Source organism: Rhodococcus sp. NPDC057529 (assembly GCF_042802055.1).
Taxonomy (GTDB): Bacteria; Actinomycetota; Actinomycetes; order Mycobacteriales; family Mycobacteriaceae; genus Rhodococcus_F.
The window spans coordinates 312,759-332,476 of record NZ_JBHVEY010000008.1; the positions used below are offsets into that span (position 1 = coordinate 312,759).

Sequence of the window (19,718 nt, forward strand, 5' to 3'; positions counted from 1 at the left end):
AACGCAGAGAAGAGGAACGGCTGCATGACCTCCGCCACCGAAGACGTCCGTTCCGAGAAGGGTTTGGCGCGGGTTGCGCAGTCGCTGGCCGGGTGGACGGAGAAGTGGTTTCCGGACGCCTACGTCTTCGCCCTCGTCGGCGTGTTCGTCGTCGCGGTGGCCGCGCTGGCCAACGGTTCGTCTCCGCAGGAAGTGGTGGACGCGTTCGGCGACGGGTTCTGGGATCTGACCGCGTTCACCCTGCAGATGGCGATGGTGGTGCTGACCGGGTACGTCGTCGCGACGTCCCCGCCGGTGGCCCGGCTGATCGACCGGCTGGCGACGGTGCCCGGGACTGCACGCAGCGCAGTCAGTTTCGTGGCGTTCCTGTCCATGTCGGTCTCGTTCCTGAACTGGGGGCTCAGCCTGGTGTTCGGCGGGCTGCTGGCCCGGGCGATCGCACGCCGAACGGACCTGCGGGTGGACTACCGCGCCCTGGGCGCGGCGGCCTTCATGGGTCTGGGCGCGGTGTGGGCGCTCGGCATGTCGTCCTCCGCCGCCCAACTCCAGGCCACCGCCGCCTCCCTGCCGCCGGCGCTGCTGAAGATCACCGGCGTTCTCGACTTCGGGACCACGATCTTCACGTGGCAGTCGCTGCTGATGTGCGTGATCATCATCGCCCTGACCGTGGTGATCGCCCACTTCTCGGCGCCGAGGGGCGCCGCCGTCACCACCGCCCAGGACCTCGAGGTCGACCTCGACGACCGGCCCAAGGAGGTGCCACCCCGATCACGACCGGGCGAGTGGCTCGAGTACAGCTGGATCCTGCCGGCGCTGGCCGGGCTCATGACGCTGGGTTGGCTCGTCTCCCAACTCGTGACCACACCCCTGCTCACCGTCGTCAGTAGCCTGAACGCGTACCTGCTGGTCTTCCTCATTCTGGGGCTGGTGCTGCACGGAACGCCGCGTAAATTCCTGCAGGCCGTCGCTCTGGCCGTCCCGGCCACGGCGGGCATCCTGGTCCAGTTTCCGCTGTATGCCGCGATGGCCGCGATCCTCACCGAGGCCGAGGGCAGACACGGTCTCACCATCTCGGAGCACCTGGCCGAGTTCTTCACGAACATCGGTAGCGGTGGAGCGTTCACCGTCGTCATCGCCCTCTACACCGTCGTGCTGGGCCTGTTCGTGCCGTCCGGCGGCGGAAAATGGCTGGTCGAGGCGCCGTACGTCATGCAGTCGGCCACCGACGTCGGGATGAACCTGGGCTGGACGGTCCAGGTGTACAACGTCGCCGAGGCGCTGCCGAACCTGATCAACCCGTTCTTCATGCTGCCGCTGCTCGCGGTGCTGGGGCTCAGGGCGCGTGATCTGGTGGGATTCACGTTCCTGCAGTTCATGTTCCACCTGCCCGTGGTCCTGCTGCTGGTGTGGCTGCTCGGCACCACGTTCGACTTCGTCCCCCCGGTGCAACCCTCGACACCGTGAGAGGTGTTACTAACCCACGCTTTACTTCGAGAAATCTCGGTGAAACACCTCGTCCTTAGCGTATACAACCATGTCCACAGGGATGAATACGCCGCCGATCGAGTACTCCTTCGACACCCTGCTCGTCGCGAACCGGGGCGAAATCGCCTGCCGCATCATGCGAACCGCGCATCTCCTCGGACTGAAGACGGTCGCGGTGTATTCCGACGCCGATTCCGCCGCCGCGCACGTCGAGATGGCCGACGTCGCCGTCCGGCTGGGCCCGGCCCCCGCCCACGAGTCGTATCTTCGGGCCGACGCCGTCGTGGAGGCCGCACTCGCCACGGGCGCAGGCGCGATTCACCCCGGGTACGGGTTCCTGTCGGAGAACGACAGTTTCGCCGCGGCCGCGGAATCCGCGGGCATCGCGTTCGTCGGTCCCACCCCCGAACAGTTGCGCACGTTCGGGAACAAGCACATCGCACGCGAGGCCGCCCGCGCCGTCGGCGTCCCGCTCGTCGCGGGCAGCGGGCTCCTCGACTCCGTCGACGCCGCGCTGTCCGCGGCCTCCGACATCGGCTATCCGGTGATGATCAAGGCGGTCGGCGGCGGTGGCGGCATCGGGATGCAGGCGTGCTTCGACGCCGCGGAACTCCGCGAAGCCTACGACCGTGTCCAGCGCCTCGCCCAGGCCAACTTCTCCTCGTCGGGGGTGTTCCTGGAATGCTTCGTGGCCCGCGCCCGGCACATCGAGGTCCAGGTGTTCGGCGACGGCCGGGGCCGCACGCTCAGCCTCGGCACCCGCGACTGCTCGCTGCAGCGCCGCAACCAGAAGGTGGTCGAGGAGGCGCCGGCGCCCGGACTCTCCGACGAGGTGGTGGAGCAACTGCTGTCCGCGTCCCGCTCTCTCGCGTCCTCGGTGAACTACCGGTCGGCCGGAACCGTCGAGTTCGTCTACGACGTGGACCGCGGCGAGGCGTCGTTCCTCGAGATGAACACCCGATTGCAGGTCGAGCACCCGGTGACCGAGGAGGTCACCGGTGTGGATCTCGTCGAGTGGATGCTGAGGCTCGCCCGCGGCGACGATTCCATGCTGGACGGGCTGCCCGACTCCGGACCCGAGATCAGGGGAACCGCCGTCGAGGCCCGCATCTACGCCGAGGACCCCGGCCACGACTACCGCCCCAGCGCCGGACGCCTCACGGGTGTGGAGTTCCCGGCTCACACGCGGGTGGAGACGTGGGTCGACACGGGCACCGAGGTGAGCGCCTTCTACGACCCGATGCTGGCGAAGGTGATCACCCGGGGGCACCGGCGCGCGGCGGCGTTCGCCGCCCTCGCGGAGGCGCTCGCCGACACCCACATCTACGGGATCCAGACCAACCTGCCCCAGCTCCGGCGGATCTGCGTCGCCGACACCGTCCTGGACGCCGAGCACACCACGCAGTCGCTGGCCGATCTGCGGCCCACCGGCCGCCGCATCGACGTCCTCCGCGCGGGAACGATGACCACCGTGCAGGACTATCCGGGACGAATCGGGCTGTGGGAGGTCGGAATTCCCCCGTCCGGGCCGATGGACGACCTGTCGTTCCAGCTGGTCAACACGGCGGTCGGCAATCCAGCCGGTGCACCGGGACTCGAATGCACCCTGCAGGGTCCGCGCCTGGTGTTCTCGGACGCCACAGTGATCTGCGTGGGCGGCGCCGATGCCCCGGTGACCCTCGACGGCGAGCCGGTCCCGCTGTGGCACCCGGTGGAAGCGCCTGCGGGGTCCGTACTCGACGTCGGCACTCCGGCGGACACGGGTCTGCGCACGTATGTCGCGTTCCGGGGCGGGATCGACGCCCCGCGCTATCACGGCAGCGCGGCCACGTTCACGCTCGGCGGGTTCGGCGGCGTCACGGGCAAGGCCGTCGCCACGGGCGACGTGCTGGGCCTGTTCGACGACTCGCTGTTCGAGAACACGACGGGTCTCGGCGCGCCGCATCCCGTCCCGGAGGACTCGCGCCCGGAGTTCACGCACGTGTGGCATCTCGCCGTCACCGAGGGACCGCAGCCGGCGCCCGCCTACTTCACCGATTCGGACATGGCGCAGTTCTACGACACCACCTGGAAGGTCCAGACCCACGCGAACCGGACCGGCCTCCGGCTCGACGGCCCCAAACCGGTGTGGTCGAGGACCGACGGCGGCGACGCCGGACTGCACCCGTCGAACCTGCACGACAACCCGTACAGCGTCGGAGCCCTCAACGTCTCGGGCGACACTCCGATTCTGCTCGGACCCGACGGGCCGAGCCTCGGCGGTTTCGCGTGCCCGCTCACCGTCGCCAAGGCCCACCGGTGGAAGCTCGGGCAGATCCGGCCCGGAGACAGCGTGCGGTTCGTCGCGGTCTCCGACGACGGCGCGGACTCGCTGCGGGCTTCGGATTCGTCTCGCAGACTGGATGTTCCGCCCGCGGTGACCCGGTCGGAGCACAGCGACGGCGGGGTGCTGCACCGCATCGCGCCGATACTGGACCGACCGGAGGTCGCGTACCTGCGCGCCGGCGATGACAACCTCCTCGTCGAATACGGGGACCGGGAACTGGATCTCGGACTCCGCATGCGCGTCCACGCACTGTCGGAGGCGCTGGTCCGGCGCCGCGTTCCCGGTGTCATCGACATCACGCCGGGTGTCCGGTCGCTGCACCTGCATTTCGACGCCGACCGCCTCCCGGCCGGGAGGCTGCTGGACATCCTCCAGGACATCGAGGAACTGCTGCCGGCGACGCACGATCTGGTGGTGCCGAGTCGCACGGTCCGGTTGCCGTTGTCGTTCGACGACCCGTCCATCGCGGAGGCGATCGACCGCTACCGGAGCGGGGTCCGCGACGAGGCGCCGTGGCTGCCGTCGAATACCGAATTCATCCGGCGGATCAACGGATTGGACAGCGTCGACGACGTCCGGGACGCCGTGTTCGACGCCGAATACCTGGTGCTGGGGCTCGGCGACGTCTACCTCGGTGCGCCGCTGGCCGTGCCCCTCGATCCGCGGCACCGCCTGGTCACCACCAAATACAACCCGGCCCGCACGTGGACGCCGTCCGACGCCGTCGGCATCGGCGGCAAGTACCTCTGTGTCTACGGCATGGAGTCGCCGGGCGGCTACCAGCTGATCGGGCGCACCGTCCCGATCTGGTCGGGTTACCGGCAGCACCGCCCGTTCGACGAGGGCAAACCCTGGATGTTCCGGTTCTTCGACCGCATCGTGTGGGAACCCGTCACCCCGGAGCAGTTGCTCGAGTACCGCGCGCAGGCGGTGGCCGGTCGGTTCGACGCGGAGATCTCCGACGGCACGTTCGCGTTCGCCGACCATCTGAAGTTCCTGCAGGACAACGCCGAATCCATCGCCGAGTTCGACGCCCGGCAGTCCGCGGCGTTCGAGACCGAGAAGTCGGCGTGGCGTGCGTCGGGCGAATTCGACCGTGTCGAACAGGCCCCCGCACCCGAGCCGGCCGCGCGCGGCGACCTCCCGCCGGGCGCCGTCGTCGTCGAGGCGCCGATGGTCGGCAGCGTGTGGCGCGTCGAGGTCGAGGCCGGGCAGCGCGTCGAAGCGGGCCAGAACGCCGTGGTGCTCGAGGCGATGAAACTCGAGATGCCGGTCGCGTTCACCTCGCCGGGCACGGTCCTCGAAGTCCTCGTGTCACCGGGCGCGATCGTCGAACCGGGCACCCCTCTCGTCGTGATTGGAGCAGAAAACTGATGACTGTCGATGCCGTGAACCGCGGACAGGCCGCCCTGTCCCCCACCGCCCGGGTCGAGGACGCCTTCCGGCGGATCGCCGAGACGGACCGCCCGGAGGTGTGGATCACCCTCCGGCCCGCCGAGGACGTCCACGCCGATGCCGTTGCCGTGCAGGCCCGTCTCGACGCCGGCGAGCACCTGCCCCTGGCCGGGAAGGTCGTGGCGGTCAAGGACAACATCGACGTCGCCGGGCTCCCGACGTCGGCCGCATGCCCCGAGTTCACCTATCTCCCCGACGTCACCGCGAGTGCCGTGCGCCGCCTGATCGACCGGGGCGCCGTCGTACTGGGGAAGACGAACCTCGACCAGTTCGCGACCGGACTGGTCGGGACCCGCAGTCCGTACGGCGCCGTCCGGTGCTCGTGGGACCCCGAACGAGTGTCGGGCGGATCCAGTTCAGGTTCCGCCGTCGCCGTCGCCCTCGGCATCGCTGACATCGGAATCGGCACCGACACAGCGGGATCCGGCCGGGTCCCGGCGGCATTCAACGGCCTCGTCGGGATCAAGGCGACACTCGGCGTCATCCCCGCCGACGGGGTCGTTCCGGCCTGCGTCGACTACGACTGCGTCACCGTCTTCGCCGCCGAACTCGACACGGCGGTGACTGCCGCCCGCATCATGTCGGGCCCCGCGACCGCGGACCCGCGCAGCCGCGCGTGGCCGTCCGACGTCCGGCTCGCCGCACCCGCGCACGCACGCGTCGCGATTCCCACGGAAGCAAACCTCGCCCTGCTGACGCCGGAGTACCGCGCGGCGTTCGCCGACACGGTGGCATCGCTGACGGACCGCGGGTTCGCCGTCGAGGCAATCGACATCTCCCCGCTGCTCGACGCCGCCCGGTTGTTGTACGACGGCGCCGTCGTCGCCGAGCGGTACACCGCCGTCGGGCAATTCCTCGACACGGCGCCTGCGGGTGCCGATCCGGTGGTCACCGCCATCGTCGAGTCGGCGCGCACGCCGGCGGGCCACGAGTTCGCCGCCGACCTCGACACGCTCACCCGCGTCAAGGCGCAGACGCGGCACCTGCTGGCCGGTGTCGACGGACTCCTGCTGCCCACCACCACCGAACACCCGACCATCGCTGCCGTACAAGCGGATCCGATCGGCATCAACCGGCGGATGGGCACCTACACGAACTTCTGCAATCTGCTCGACATGGCGGCGGTCGCCGTCCCGGGCGCCCCGACCGCCGCCGGCGAACCGTTCGGGGTCATGTTCGTGGTGCCCGCGTTCGCCGATCAGGTGGCCGTCGACCTCGCCGCCCGGCTCGTCGGTGTGCCGGCGCCCTCCTTCGTCGAGGAGGGCGTGGAATTGGCCGTGTTCGGCGCACACCTGCGCGGGCAGCCCCTGCACTTCCAGCTCGAGGACATCGGGGCCCGCTTCGTCGACACCGTCACCACCACCGACGCGTACCGGCTCACCGCGCTCGACACCACCCCGCCCAAGCCCGGCCTCGTCCGCCGCGGTCCCGGCGCGGGCTCCCCGATTTCCGGGGAACTGTTCCGCGTGTCCGCCGCGGGGCTGGGCAGCTTCCTCGCAGCGTTGCCCGCCCCGATGGCCCTGACGAGCGTCGAATTGTCCGACGGCCGCGCCGTGGTGGGCTTCAGCTGCACCCACGACGCGGTCGACGGGGCCACGGACATCACCGAATTCGGCAGCTGGGTTGCTTACGCCCGTGAGTACTTCTTAACCACGGGCGGTTAAGAAGTACTCACAGCGAGGGCGGTGGCGGCAGGGGTCGAGTTGCGGCCGATCAGCCTCTGCAGGTCGCCGCTCTCGGTGTCGAGCGCGCCGACGGCCACGCCGGCATCGGAATCGGCGAGCATGCTCGCGATCGGTGCGGGCAGTCCGGCGCCCTCGAGCGCCGCGGCATAGTCGTCCTGCGGAAGATCCTTGTACGACACCGGCTTTCCGATGACGGAGGAAATGACGTCCGCCAGTTCGCTGTACGTCAGGCGCTCGTCGCCGCCGAGTTCGTAGACCTTGCCCGCCTGCCCGTCGGAGAGCAGGACGGCGGCGGCCGCCTCGGCGTAGTCCTTGCGGGCGGCAGCGGCGACGACACCCGTCCCGGCGCTGCCGAACAGCGCACCGGTCTCGCTTGCCGCGGGAATGCTGCCGAGGTAGTTCTCCCAGTACCAGCCGTTGCGGAGCAGCGCGAAGTCGATCCCGGACTGCGCCAGCCGATCCTCGGTGGCACGGTGTTCCACGGCCAGCCCGAGCGGGCTGTTCTGTGCGTCGAGGACGCTGGTGTAGGCGACGAAACCGACCCCCGCGGCCTTCGCGGCGTCGATCACGTTGGTGTGCTGGGCAACCCGCTGTCCGACCTCACTGCCGGAGACGAGCAGCAGCTTGTCGACGCCGGCGACTGCGGTCTCGAGTGCGGCGCGGTCGCTGTAGTCGGCCTGCCGGACCTCGACCCCCCGGTCCGCGAGGTCCGCGGCCTTGGCCGGGGTGCGGACCACGGCGACGATGTCGGCGGCGGGTGTTCCCCTGTCGAGCAGTGCCTCGACGACGAGCCTGCCGAGGTGTCCGGTTGCTCCTGTGACGGCGATGGTCATGACGAACTCCTAGCGCGTAGTGGTGCGAGTTGACTGTTCAAGCTCACTTTCCATCATGCACTAATTTTTCGTAAGTGCAAATACTTAGGTAAGTGCTTCCATTTCGTCGGATACACTGGACGCATGTCCGAGCCCGCACACCCTGCACAGGAAAGCGAAGACCGCACCCTCGAAGCGGACGTCTTCGCACGCAACTGCGCGTCGCGCGAGACCCTGCAGACCGTCACCGGCCGCTGGGGTGTGCTCGCGCTCGCGGCACTGACCGAGGGCAACTACCGCTTCAGCGCACTCCGCCGACGCGTCGACGGCGTCAGCGAACGCATGCTGTCGCAGACACTGCAGGCACTCGAACGGGACGGCCTCGTCGTTCGCGACGTACTCGAGGCGATCCCGCCGAAGGTCGAATACAGCCTCACGCCGCTCGGCGCCGAGGTCGGTTCACGCCTGATCGACCTGATCGAACTGGTCGAGTCGCGCGTACCCGACGTGGTGGCGGCGCAGGAGAGATACGACGCCGGTCGGGGCGTCAGCTGAGTTCGTCGAGATCGGACTCTTCGTCGACGATGTGGACCGCGGCCTCCTCGGCCGACGCCGCTCCCCCGTCGATTCCGATGTCGGAGGCAACGAGATCCTTCTCCGTGTCCTCCCCCACACCCTCGTCCTCGGCGAGAAGCCTGCCTGACCGCTGCCGTCCGACCTCGTTGTCGTCGAGGATCTCCGTGTCGTCGTCCTCCTCGAACGCCGGATCCGGTTCCTCCTCCGCGAGCCGCTGATCGAGGGTCTCCCCGTCGCGCTGCTCGGCGGCCGTCGTTCCGAACGCGTCCAACCCGAGCGGCTTCTCCGGCGGCGAATACCCCTCGTCGAGAACGTCGTCCACACCTCGGTCGACCAACGTGTCCTCCGGCTGCAGCTGGTCCTCTTCGTCCAGGCTGTACTCGCCGTCGGATCCTTCTGGCGTGCTGTCCGGCATGGTCATCTTCCCCACGATGCCATCGCGGCGAACACTTCGCCATCGGATCGCGGAACCGATCCGCCGAGAAACGACGAGGGCCCGCACAGAGACTGTGCGGGCCCTCTTCGGTGTTCGGGTCAGAAGTTGATCATGTGCCCGGCGAGACCGTGGATGGCCTCCTGCAGGGCCTCGGACAGCGTCGGGTGCGTGTGCACGTTCCGGGCCAGCTCGTTGACCGTGAGGTCCCACTTCTGCGCGAGGGTCAGCTCGGGCAGCAGCTCGGAGACGTCGGGGCCGATGAGGTGTCCACCGATCAGCTCGCCGTACTTCGTGTCGGCGATCAGCTTGACGAAGCCGGTGGCATCGCCGAGGCCGTGTGCCTTGCCGTTGGCGGCGAACGGGAACGTCGCGACCTTGACGTCGTAGCCCTCGTCCCTGGCCTGCTGCTCGGTCAATCCGAAGCTGGCGACCTGCGGCTGGCAGAACGTCGCCCGCGGCATCATCCGGTAGTCCTCGATCGGCAGCGTCTCGGCGCCGGCGATCGTCTCGGCGGCCACCACGGCCTGCGCCTCGGCGACGTGCGCGAGCTGCAGCTTCATGGTGACGTCACCGATGGCGTAGATGTGCGGCACCGACGTCTGCATGGTGTCGGTGATGCCGATGGCGCCGCGGTCGGTGAGCTGCACACCGGTCTTCTCGAGGCCGTAGCCCTCGACGCGGGGTGCGAACCCGACGGACTGCATCACCTTGTCGACGACGACCGACTCGGTCTCGCCGGACTTGTTGTTCTTGATCGAGACGGTGACCTTGGAGCCGTCGTCGTCGATGCTCTGCACGGCGGCGCCGGTGATGACCTTGACGCCGAGCTTCTTGTACTGCTTCTCGATCTCCTTGGAGACGTCCGCGTCCTCGTTGGGCAGCGCGCGGTCGAGGAACTCGACGATGGTGACGTCGACCCCGTAGTTCTTGAGCACGTACCCGAACTCCATGCCGATGGCGCCGGCGCCGACGATGAGGATCGAACCGGGCAGGTCCCGGGTCATGATCTGCTCTTCGTAGGTGACGACGTTCTTGCTCAGCTCGGTGCCGGGCAGCAGCTTGGTGGTGCTGCCGGTGGCGATGATCGCGTTGTCGAACGTGATCGTCTCGGTGCCGCCCTTGGTGAGCGCGACCTCGATGGTGTTGGCGTCGGTGAAGGTGCCCTTGCCGTCGTACTCGGGGATCTTGTTCTTCTTCATCAGGAAGTGGATGCCCTTGACGCGGCCCTCGGCAACCTTGCGGCTGCGGTCGAACGCGGCGCCGAAGTCGAAGGACGCCTCACCCGAGATGCCGAACAACTTGGCCTCTTTTGTGAAGAGATGCGCAAGTTCGGCATTGCGGAGAAGAGCCTTCGAGGGGATGCAGCCCACGTTCAGGCACACACCGCCCCAGTACTTCTGCTCGATGATGGCAGTGCTCAGTCCGAGTTGTGCCGCGCGGATAGCAGCGACGTACCCACCGGGACCGGCTCCGAGGACAACGACGTCATAGTGTGAGGTCACGGTTGTTCAGGGTAGTCCCGTCCCGATTCGCTGTCTCCACGCGGTCGCATTACCCGCGGGTAGCCTCATCCGTCACACCTTTCCTGCCGCGACCAGGCACGACACCGCCTGCAAGAATGGCGCCATGACGGATCCCTTCCTCTGGCTCGAAGATGTCACCGCGGAACGGTCACTCGACTGGGTACGCGAACGCAACGCCCGCACGCTCGCCGAGTACACCGAGAACGCCGGGTTCGCCGCGCTGGAGAGCCGGATCCTGGACGTGCTCGACACGGACGACCGGATCCCCTATGCGGGCATGCGCGGCGAGTACCTGTACAACTTCTGGCGCGACGGCGAGCACAAGCGCGGCATCTGGCGGCGCACCACCCTGGAGCAGTACCGCACCGACAACCCCGACTGGGACGTCCTGCTCGACGTCGACGCACTCGCCGAACGGGAGGGCGAGAACTGGGTATGGGCAGGCGCCAGCGTGCTGCGACCCGAGCAGTCGCGTGCCCTGCTGTCGTTCTCCCGCGGCGGCGCCGACGCGTCCGTGGTGCGCGAATTCGACCTCGAGAAGCGCGAATTCGTCGGCGGCGACCACGCGTTCGACGTCCCCGAGGCGAAGACCAGCATCAGCTGGATCGACAACGACACCGTGTACGTCGGGACCGACTTCGGCGAGGGCTCGATGACCGACTCCGGCTATCCGAGGATCGCGAAACGCTGGCATCGCGGCACCCCGTTCACCGAGGCGGTCACCGTCTTCGAGGGCGAGACCACCGACGTGTCCGTCGGCGCGTCGTACGACGACACCCCCGGGTACGAGCGGCACTTCGTCGGCCGGTCGATGGACTTCTACAACTCCGAACGCTACGAACTGCTCCCCGACGGGTCGAAGGTCCGGATCGATACCCCGGACGACGCGGGTTCGTCCGTGTACCGCGAGTGGCTGACCATCCGTCCGCGCACCGACTGGGAGGTGGACGGCACCGTCTACCCGGCCGGGTCGCTGCTCGTCGCGAACTACGCCGACTTCCTCGGCGGGTCCCGTGAGCTGACGCCGCTGTTCACGCCGGACGAGCACACGTCCCTCGAACAGGGAACGTGGACGAGGAACCATCTCCTCCTCGTGCGACTGTCGGATGTGCAGACCAAGCTGTCGGTGCTCACGCCGAACGACAACGGCTGGGAGGAGAAGCCGCTCGACGGGGTCCCGGAACTCACAGCGAGCGGGGTCATCAGCACCGACCCGCGCACCGGCGACGACTTCTTCGTCAACTCCAGCGGATTCACCACGCCGGCGACACTGCTGTACGGCTCCGTCGGTGGTGCGCTCGAACCCGTCAAGCAGGCGCCCTCGTTCTTCGACGCGGACGGCATGTCGGTGTCGCAGCACTTCGCGGTGTCCGACGACGGAACCGAGATCCCCTACTTCGTGGTGCGCCGCGACGACGTGACCGGACCCTGCCCCACCATGCTGTACGGGTACGGCGGCTTCGAGAACTCGATGGTCCCCGGGTACAGCGGGTCGGTCGGGTTCGCGTGGCTCGAACGCGGCGGCGCGTACGTGGTCGCGAACATCCGCGGCGGCGGCGAGTACGGCCCGTCGTGGCACACCCAGGCGGTGCGGGAGGGCAGGCACAAGGCGTTCGAGGACTTCGCCGCCGTCGCCCGCGACCTCGTGGCGCGGGGCATCACGACGTCGAAGCAGCTCGGAATCCAGGGCGGCAGCAACGGCGGACTGCTCATGGGTGTCATGCTCACCCGCTATCCGGAGTTGTTCGGCGCGATCGTGTGCCAGGTTCCGCTCCTCGACATGAAGCGGTATCACCTGCTGCTCGCCGGGGCGTCGTGGATGGCCGAGTACGGCGATCCGGACAACCCGGACGACTGGAAGTTCATCGGCGAGTACTCGCCGTATCAGAACACCGACCCGGCGGCGGACTACCCGCCGATCCTCGTCACCACCTCCACCCGCGACGACCGCGTCCATCCCGGCCACGCCCGCAAGATGACGGCGCTGCTCGAGGAGCAGGGTCACGAGGTTTGGTACTACGAGAACATCGAGGGCGGGCACGGCGGGGCCGCGGACAACGCGCAGGCCGCGTTCAAATCGGCGCTCACGTTCACGTTCCTGTGGGAGCAGCTCACCCGTTGACCCCCTGTGAGTACTTGTTAACCGCCCGCGGTTAACAAGTACTCACAGGTCAGGTGTGGTCGTGGATCCAGTCGACGATCCGGTCGACGGTGCTTGCAGGCTCGCGGATCCACCCGTTGTGGCCGAGCGGTTGCGGCTGGTGCCACAGCGTGACGTCGGCGTTGGGGAGTTTCGCGAGGAGGTTCTTCGCCGCCGATTCCGGAGCCAGATCGTCGCCTTCGACGGTCACGGACAGCACCGGCAGTGTCAGCCGGGCGATGCGCTCCTCGTAGTCGATGTCGGCGCCGTCGGGTTCGATCCTGCCGGTGCGGGCGAATCGCGACCAGTCGGTGATCAGCACCTTCGACTGCCGCCCGAACCCGCCGATGTCCAGTTTGTCGCCGGGCCAGAACCCGGCCAGGTTGGCGGTCATCGACATCGCCGCGGCGCCGACGAGCATCCGCGGGGCATGGATCCCGGGGAATCCGCGGTGATACGGCGACCCCGACGCGACGAGCACGATCCCGCCGAGCCGGCCCCGGATCCGCGCCCCGTACATCACGCCGAGCTGGCCGCCCATGCTGTGCCCCAGCAGGAACGGCGTCGCCGCCGGAAAACGCTCGCGCACCACCTCGAAGATCGCGGGAAAGTCGAGGGCCACCAGTTCGTGGTAGCCGTAGGTGCTGTCGCTGCTCGGGCGGGGGCGGCTGTCGCCCTGGCCGCGGAGTTCGCCGATCGCCGCGTTGAATCCCCGGGACACGAGTTCCTCGGCGAAGGGTTCGTAGTAGCCGGCGGGAATTCCCAGGCCGGGAAACACCACGATCACGGGGGCGTCGTCCGGGCCGGGAAACAGGCGAACCGGAGTGGTGGTTCCGTCGGGCATCTGGATCGGTACTGTCTCCACTTCGTCAGACTAGACGGCTCGACCCCCGCAGATCCGGGATCTGCGGGGGTCGATTCTGTTCCGAGACCGGACGCTACAGGCCGATCGACGCGGCGAGCATCGGCCACGACTTGTGCAGGTCTTCCTGCCAGTAGGTCCAGGAGTGGGTGCCGGTGGGCCGGAAGTCGAACGTCGCGGGAATCTGCAGTTCGTTCAGCCTGTCCGCCAGCGCGTGGGTGCACTGGTTGGTGGCGGCCTCGATGGCGCCGCCGACGAGGATCTGGTTGGCGAGTGTTCCGACGTCGCCGTTGATTCCCGGTGCGTTCAGTTGATCGCCCGCCCCGGGCAGCCCGGATCCGTTGCTGACGTAGATGTCGAGTCCGCGCAGCTTCTCCGCGTTGATGTACGGGTCGTTGGCGGCCCAGCCCGGACCGTCGTCAGGACCCCACATGTTGGCGGTGTCGCCGCCGCCGCGACCCTCGACGACCATACGTACGTACGCGCGACCGGGGTCGGTGCTGGTCATCGCACACCCGCTGTAGGCGCCGACGCTCTGGTACAGGTCGGGCGCCGACTGCGCCAGGCTCAGTACGGAGCTACCGGCCATCGAGATGCCGGCGATCGAGTTGACGCCGTTGGTGCCGAGCGCGGAGTCGACGATCGGCGGAAGTTCCTGCGTGAGGAACGTCGTCCACTTGTTGTTGCCCAGTTCCGGGTCGGTCTGCTCCCAGTCCGTGTAGTAACTGAACGCGCCCTCCATGGGCGTGACGACGTTGACGTTCTTGTCGGCGAAGAAGTCGACGACGTCGGTCCGGGCCTGCCACGTGGCGGAGTCCTCGCCGCCGCCCGCACCGTTGAGCAGGTAGAGCGTGGGCCTCGGCGCGCTCGTGTCCGCGGGGGTGATCACCCGCAGCGGAATCTCGCGGTCCATGGAGGCCGAGTACACGTGAATGGTCGACTGCCGGTCGTCGATCGGGTCGGTGCTCACCAGGTGGGAGCCGCCGGCCGCGACAGTGGCGTCTTCGGCGGGATCTGCGGAGGCTGACGCCTGGACCCCGAGGCACGGAATCGCCGTCGTCAGAGCGGCCGCGAGCGCCAGGCGCACCCCGTACCTACCCGCTGCAGTGCGGTTGACCATCGTTCTCCTTCGCTGCGACGTCGCCTGCCCGACTCCGTAGAGGCGAGAGCTGGAGCCCACATGATGTCATGTGAACTCCAGCTCTCGTTCGGAAGTGGGGTCGAAACGGGGTGTCCCTATCCCCCGACGGACCCGAGGAACCCGATCAGAGTGGTGAGTGCTTCGAGCAGACCCAGAAGGCTGTCGGACATAGTATTACTCCTATTCGACGCAGTGGATTTTCGAACTCCCCCTGCGATCAGGGGCTCCGTCATTTGTACCCGAGTTTTCGCTCCGAATAAGCACGAAGCGGTAAACATTTGCGATCGTTGGCTTAACGAAGAACCGATGAAAAGGCACCGGCTAATCCCCAATTACTTCCAGAACACGCCGCACTACCAGGGGGTATGCCGAGACCTCCGGCGTCGAATCCCCGCTCCCGTAATCGAAGAGCGACAGAACATACCTCACTTCACCGTTTTCGGACATTTTCTTGTCGTCGCCCTTGAATCACCGGACGAAGAAACGAAGCACCGGCAAATTCGAACACCCCGCCTTTCGGCCCGGTACACGCATCCGATTTGTCTGGAAATAGAATGAATACGAACAAAAATTCTCAGTTTTACACTAATTGGACCGTAAATGTGGGATATCGAGTTTTTCGGCGCGTCGCCGCTGCTCAGGGTGAAGCACCAGGGTGGAGATCGGGGTACATCCCGATGTGCCGGCCGGTTTCGCCGAACAGACTGGACGCATGACATTCGACAGCAACACTCCCCGCCAGTTCACCCGTTCCGACAGCCAGAAGATGGTCGCAGGCGTCTGCGGCGGCGTGGCCGAGTACTTCTCGGTGGACGTCAACCTCGTCCGGTTGCTCACCGTGGTGGCCACCCTGGTCACCGGTGGCACTGCCGCCCTCGTCTACCTCGCCGCGTGGATGCTGATGCCGGCCGGACACTGAGACCACGACAGACTCCGGAAAGCACCGTGGCCAGCCGGCACGCGTCACACGGACGAGAAAGAGCCCGGGACACCAGTTGGTGTCCCGGGCTCTTTCGGAGCACTTCGTGCCCGTGCGTGGTGGACGAGTCCGAGGACTCCTCAGCCACGCACGGGAGGCGTAGCCGCCTTTAGAAGTCCATACCGCCCATGCCGCCGGTCGGGTCGCCCACGGGCGCTCCGGCCTTCTCCGGCTTGTCGGCGACGACGGCCTCGGTGGTCAGGAACAGAGCCGCGATGGACGCTGCGTTCTGCAGCGCGGAGCGGGTGACCTTGACCGGGTCGTTGATGCCGGCTTCGAGCAGGTCGCCGTACTCGTTGGTCGAGGCGTTGAGGCCGTGACCTGCGGGCAGGTTGCGAACCTTCTCGGCAACGACGCCGGGCTCGAGGCCCGCGTTGAAGGCGATCTGCTTCAGCGGTGCTTCGAGGGCGACGCGAACGATGTTCGCACCGGTGGCCTCGTCACCTTCGAGCTTCAGGTCGTCCAGTGCCGGAGCCGACTGCAGCAGAGCCACGCCACCACCGGCGACGATGCCCTCTTCGACAGCAGCCTTGGCGTTGCGCACGGCATCTTCGATGCGGTGCTTGCGCTCCTTGAGCTCCACCTCGGTGGCAGCGCCGGCCTTGATGACGGCAACGCCACCGGCCAGCTTGGCCAGGCGCTCCTGCAGCTTCTCGCGGTCGTAGTCGGAGTCGCTGTTCTCGATCTCGGCGCGGATCTGGGACACGCGACCAGCGATGGCCTCGGGGTCTCCCGCGCCTTCGACGATGGTGGTCTCGTCCTTGGTGATGACGACCTTGCGTGCCTGGCCGAGCAGCTCGAGTCCGGCGGTCTCCAGGGAGAGGCCGACCTCTTCGCTGATGACCTCGCCACCGGTGAGGATGGCGATGTCGGCGAGCTGAGCCTTGCGACGGTCACCGAAGCCGGGAGCCTTGACGGCCACGGACTTGAAGGTGCCACGGATCTTGTTGACCACCAGGGTGGACAGGGCTTCGCCCTCGACGTCCTCGGCGATGATGACCAACGGCTTGCCGGACTGGATGACCTTCTCCAGCAGCGGCAGCAGGTCCTTGACCGTGGAGATCTTGGAGCTCACGAGCAGGATGTACGCGTCCTCGAGGACGGCTTCCTGACGCTCCGGGTCGGTGGCGAAGTACGCCGAGATGTAGCCCTTGTCGAAGCGCATGCCCTCGGTGAGCTCGAGCTGCAGGCCGAAGGTGTTGGACTCCTCGACCGTGATGACGCCTTCCTTGCCGACCTTGTCCATGGCCTCGGCGATGAGCTCGCCGATGGACGGGTCGCCTGCGGAGATACCAGCGGTAGCAGCGATCTGCTCCTTGGTGTCGATCTCCTTGGCGGTCTCGAGCAGAGACACGGTGACGGCCTCGACGGCCTTCTCGATGCCGCGCTTCAGACCCAGCGGGTTGGCGCCGGCAGCGACGTTGCGGAGGCCCTCACGGACGAGAGCCTGGGCGAGAACGGTAGCGGTGGTGGTTCCGTCGCCGGCGACGTCGTCAGTCTTCTTGGCGACCTCCTTGACCAGCTCGGCACCGATCTTCTCGTAGGGGTCCTCGAGCTCGATCTCCTTGGCGATGGACACGCCATCGTTGGTGATCGTGGGGGCGCCCCACTTCTTCTCGAGCACGACGTTGCGACCCTTGGGGCCCAACGTCACCTTGACTGCGTCGGCGAGGGCGTTGAGTCCCCGCTCGAGGCCGCGACGGGCCTCTTCGTCGAACGCGATGATCTTGGCCATTGCGAAGTGATCCTCCGGATTGGGGGTGACACACAAGGCGACCGCTAGTCGGGTCGCCTCATTTACGCCTTCGGCCGAGTTCGGTGCCCGCGACGGACGACCAGGGGTGTCTGTGGTTCCCGGTCTCACCGTCCCGACCTGGCACTCACCCGTGGCGAGTGCCAAGTGCATTTTTAGCACTCGAACTGGGTGAGTGCAAGGTCGGGACGGAAGCGCTGCGCCGGGGCGATCAGCGCATCGCGCAGACCTGACCGGTGTTCAGGTTGAAGGCGAGGGACAGCGCGCCGACGCAGTCGACGCCGTTCGCGTCGGCCGTCGCGCCCGAACCCCAGCCCGCGATCGCGACGGTGGTGGTGCCGTCGGCCGCGCCGGAACGGGCGATGCCGCCGCCGAGCGAGACGGCGTACGCCTGACCCGAGCCCGTCGCCGCACCGAGCGACGTTCCGTATCCGTTGGCGTACGTGGTGGCGCCGCTGTGCCCGTTGGCGACGCTCACCGCGGTGCCGCTGTCCGCGGCCATCGCGTGGGCGGTGCCGGCCTCGGTCGCCTTGGCGCCGCAGCTCGCGGTGTCCGACACCTGGACGTCGTTGGCCGACGGCGGCGAGACGCAGTTGACGGGGGCGGCACCGGCGACGCCTGCGCCGGCCACCGAGATTCCCGCCGCCACGCCCAGACCCACGGCCATCGCCGCTCCCACACGTGCCAGCCGTCGGCCGAACAGAGACGAGATACGAGTACGCGATGCCGACGGGGTCGAGGTGACGGGGGTGGAGACAGCGAGCATGGAAGCTCCTTCTGGGAACGTCGAATTGGAGGATTCGCCGCGAGAGTACCCGCTCCGGGCCGGTTAGTCCGGGACGCCGGTCAGGCGAGTTCGTCGAGGAGCTTCGGCAGCTGCGCGACGGAGTCGACGACATGGTCGGGTCGCTGCGCGGCGAGGTCCAGAATCGACTGACGGAACTTGCCCGTCCGCACCAGCACACCGGTCAGTCCCACCCGCTGCGCGGCCAGGACGTCACCCGTCAGGTCGTCGCCGACCATCATCGTCACGTCCGGCCCGGTGCCCATCAGATCGGTGGCGGTGAGGAACGCGGCGAGCGACGGCTTGCCCACCGACACGACGTTGGTTCCCGCGACCTCCTCCATCCCGGGGAGGTAGGTGCCCGTGTCGATGCGCAGCCCGTCGTGCGCGGCCCACGTGGTGCCCCGGTGCATCGCGACGACGGGGACGCCGTCGAGCATCAGCTCGACCACGCGGCTGAGTGCGTCGTGGGTGAATTCGGGCCCGGCACCGCCGAGGATCACCACCTCCGGGTTCTCGTCGTCCAGTTCGATCCCGGACAGGTCGGCGGTGATGTCGCCGCTGTTGAGGACCCAGGCCCGCGACCCGGGGTAGGTCGACCGGACGTACTCGGCGGTGAGCCGGGCCGCGGTGACGATCTCGGAGGAGTCGGCCTCGATGCCCACCGACCGCAGGGCGTCGGCGATCTCGTCGCACGTCCTCGACGTCGTGTTGGTGAGATACGCGCACGCGAGTCCGCGCTCGCGCACCTCCCGCACCGCGGCGGCGGCGCCGTCGATCGGATGCCACGAAGTGACCAGCACGCCGTCGATATCGAGCAGGACACCCTCGACCCCAGCCATGACAGGAGCCTATCCCGGCGTCACTGCCGAGTCCGGCAGACGAGGACGGGACAGGGAGCGTGGTGGACCAGATTCTGGCTGACGGATCCGAGCAGGGCGCCCAGCACCTTGCCCCGGCCGTGGCTTCCGACGACCAGCAGTTGCGCGGTCGCCGCGTGCCGCAGCAGGATGTCGGCGGACGCGCCCTGTGTCGTCACCTCGGTTACCGGAACGTCGGGGTACTCGTCCCGGATGCCGGCGAGGCATTCGGACACGACGGCCTTCTCCGCTTCCTCGTATGCGGCCCAGTCGACGTACTTCGATGCATGCGCGAGCCCGTGCTGCTTCTCCCCGCTCCACGCGTGCACTGCGTCCAAACCCACCCCGAACGCGGACGCGAGCGCGAACGCCTCCTCGACGGCCTTCTCACTGACCTGGCTGCCGTCCACGCCGACGACGATCGGGCGGGCGTCCGGTGAATCCGGCGCAGGCTCTCCCCGGACCACCGCGACCGGGCAGTGCGCGTGGTTGACCGTCCGGAGGACGGTGGATCCGAGGAGATAGTCGGTGACCGCACCCGCGCCCTGCGCGCCGACCGCGACGATCCGCGCCGCCCGGGACAGCTCGATCAGATGGGATGCCGCGGTCCCGGATCGGACGTCGCGCTCGACGGCGAGACCGGGCTGATCCTGCAGGGCGGCGGCGGTCGCGGTGTCGAGCATCGAGTTGCCGTCCTCGCGCAGTTCCTGGATGAACTGGGCGTCGATCATCATCGCGGTGCCGTTGTAGAACGTGGCCTCGTCCGGGTACGTGTGCGCGAGCAGGAGCGGGGCGCCGAGCCGGACCGCGGCGCCCGCCGCCCAGCGCGCCGCGTCGAGCGCGGCCCGGGAACCGTCGATACCGACGACGACGGGTGCCCCTGCGTGTTCGCTCATATCTC

15 protein-coding genes are annotated in these 19,718 nt (G+C 68.0%); 6 read left to right on the plus strand and 9 right to left on the minus strand.

Features of this window, described 5'->3' with window-relative positions; genetic code table 11:
- Nucleotides 1-24 precede the first annotated feature (24 nt).
- From ACFU5V_RS18355 to atzF, 3 genes are all read left to right on the plus strand, one after another.
- Nucleotides 25-1,464 (plus strand): short-chain fatty acid transporter, encoded by a 1,440-nt coding sequence (locus ACFU5V_RS18355; protein WP_378701053.1) that lies wholly within the window; start codon nt 25-27, stop codon nt 1,462-1,464.
- A gap of 70 nt (nt 1,465-1,534) precedes the next feature.
- A complete protein-coding gene (uca, locus tag ACFU5V_RS18360; protein WP_378701055.1) occupies nt 1,535-5,185 on the plus strand; it encodes an urea carboxylase in 3,651 nt (1,216 codons plus the stop codon).
- The gene (atzF, locus tag ACFU5V_RS18365) at nt 5,185-6,930 is read left to right on the plus strand and encodes an allophanate hydrolase (protein ID WP_378701057.1); all 1,746 of its coding nucleotides are present in this window, start codon (nt 5,185-5,187) and stop codon (nt 6,928-6,930) included. The genes uca and atzF overlap by 1 nt, the downstream gene beginning before the upstream one ends.
- Here the strand turns inward: atzF and ACFU5V_RS18370 are convergent.
- Nucleotides 6,927-7,784: an SDR family oxidoreductase gene (locus ACFU5V_RS18370; protein ID WP_378442039.1), complete on the minus strand. Its 858-nt coding sequence runs from the start codon at nt 7,782-7,784 to the stop codon at nt 6,927-6,929. The two genes, atzF and ACFU5V_RS18370, sit on opposite strands and share 4 nt — an antisense overlap.
- 123 nt (nt 7,785-7,907) lie before the next feature.
- Between ACFU5V_RS18370 and ACFU5V_RS18375 the strand changes: the two genes are divergently transcribed.
- Complete coding sequence (locus ACFU5V_RS18375; RefSeq protein ID WP_378442041.1) at nt 7,908-8,318, plus strand: winged helix-turn-helix transcriptional regulator; 411 nt, start codon at nt 7,908-7,910, stop codon at nt 8,316-8,318.
- Here ACFU5V_RS18375 and ACFU5V_RS18380 read toward each other — a convergent pair.
- Together ACFU5V_RS18380 and lpdA are read right to left on the minus strand one after the other, a co-directional pair.
- Nucleotides 8,311-8,760 (minus strand): DUF5709 domain-containing protein, encoded by a 450-nt coding sequence (locus ACFU5V_RS18380; RefSeq protein WP_378442046.1) that lies wholly within the window; start codon nt 8,758-8,760, stop codon nt 8,311-8,313. The two genes, ACFU5V_RS18375 and ACFU5V_RS18380, sit on opposite strands and share 8 nt — an antisense overlap.
- 113 nt (nt 8,761-8,873) lie before the next feature.
- Nucleotides 8,874-10,277: a dihydrolipoyl dehydrogenase gene (gene lpdA, locus ACFU5V_RS18385; RefSeq protein WP_378701059.1), complete on the minus strand. Its 1,404-nt coding sequence runs from the start codon at nt 10,275-10,277 to the stop codon at nt 8,874-8,876.
- Between the two features lie 67 nt (nt 10,278-10,344).
- Here lpdA and ACFU5V_RS18390 point away from each other — a divergent pair, with 67 nt between their 5' ends.
- Entirely contained in the window at nt 10,345-12,420 is a 2,076-nt protein-coding gene (locus ACFU5V_RS18390) for a prolyl oligopeptidase family protein (RefSeq protein WP_378701140.1), read from the plus strand.
- Between the two features lie 49 nt (nt 12,421-12,469).
- Here ACFU5V_RS18390 and ACFU5V_RS18395 read toward each other — a convergent pair whose 3' ends face one another.
- Nucleotides 12,470-13,303, minus strand: coding sequence for an alpha/beta fold hydrolase (locus tag ACFU5V_RS18395; protein WP_378442171.1), 834 nt, complete (start codon nt 13,301-13,303; stop codon nt 12,470-12,472).
- Nucleotides 13,304-13,376: 73 nt separating this feature from the next.
- Nucleotides 13,377-14,420, minus strand: a complete 1,044-nt coding sequence (locus ACFU5V_RS18400; protein WP_378701062.1) for an alpha/beta hydrolase — start codon at nt 14,418-14,420, stop codon at nt 13,377-13,379.
- Between the two features lie 733 nt (nt 14,421-15,153).
- Between ACFU5V_RS18400 and ACFU5V_RS18405 the strand changes: the two genes are divergently transcribed.
- On the plus strand, nt 15,154-15,360 hold the full coding sequence (locus ACFU5V_RS18405) for a PspC domain-containing protein (protein WP_378442478.1): 207 nt from the start codon (nt 15,154-15,156) through the stop codon (nt 15,358-15,360).
- 169 nt (nt 15,361-15,529) lie between these two features.
- Here the strand turns inward: ACFU5V_RS18405 and groL are convergent, their stop codons facing one another.
- The 4 genes from groL to ACFU5V_RS18425 form a co-directional block, all read right to left on the minus strand.
- Nucleotides 15,530-17,155: a chaperonin GroEL gene (groL, locus tag ACFU5V_RS18410; protein ID WP_012689067.1), complete on the minus strand. Its 1,626-nt coding sequence runs from the start codon at nt 17,153-17,155 to the stop codon at nt 15,530-15,532.
- Between the two features lie 229 nt (nt 17,156-17,384).
- Nucleotides 17,385-17,939, minus strand: a complete 555-nt coding sequence (locus tag ACFU5V_RS18415; RefSeq protein ID WP_378436622.1) for a DUF6764 family protein — start codon at nt 17,937-17,939, stop codon at nt 17,385-17,387.
- Nucleotides 17,940-18,019: 80 nt separating this feature from the next.
- Nucleotides 18,020-18,799, minus strand: a complete 780-nt coding sequence (locus ACFU5V_RS18420; protein WP_378436624.1) for an HAD-IIA family hydrolase — start codon at nt 18,797-18,799, stop codon at nt 18,020-18,022.
- Nucleotides 18,800-18,819: 20 nt separating this feature from the next.
- Nucleotides 18,820-19,713, minus strand: a complete 894-nt coding sequence (locus ACFU5V_RS18425) for a universal stress protein (RefSeq protein ID WP_378701064.1) — start codon at nt 19,711-19,713, stop codon at nt 18,820-18,822.
- Between the last annotated feature and the right edge of the window lie 5 nt (nt 19,714-19,718).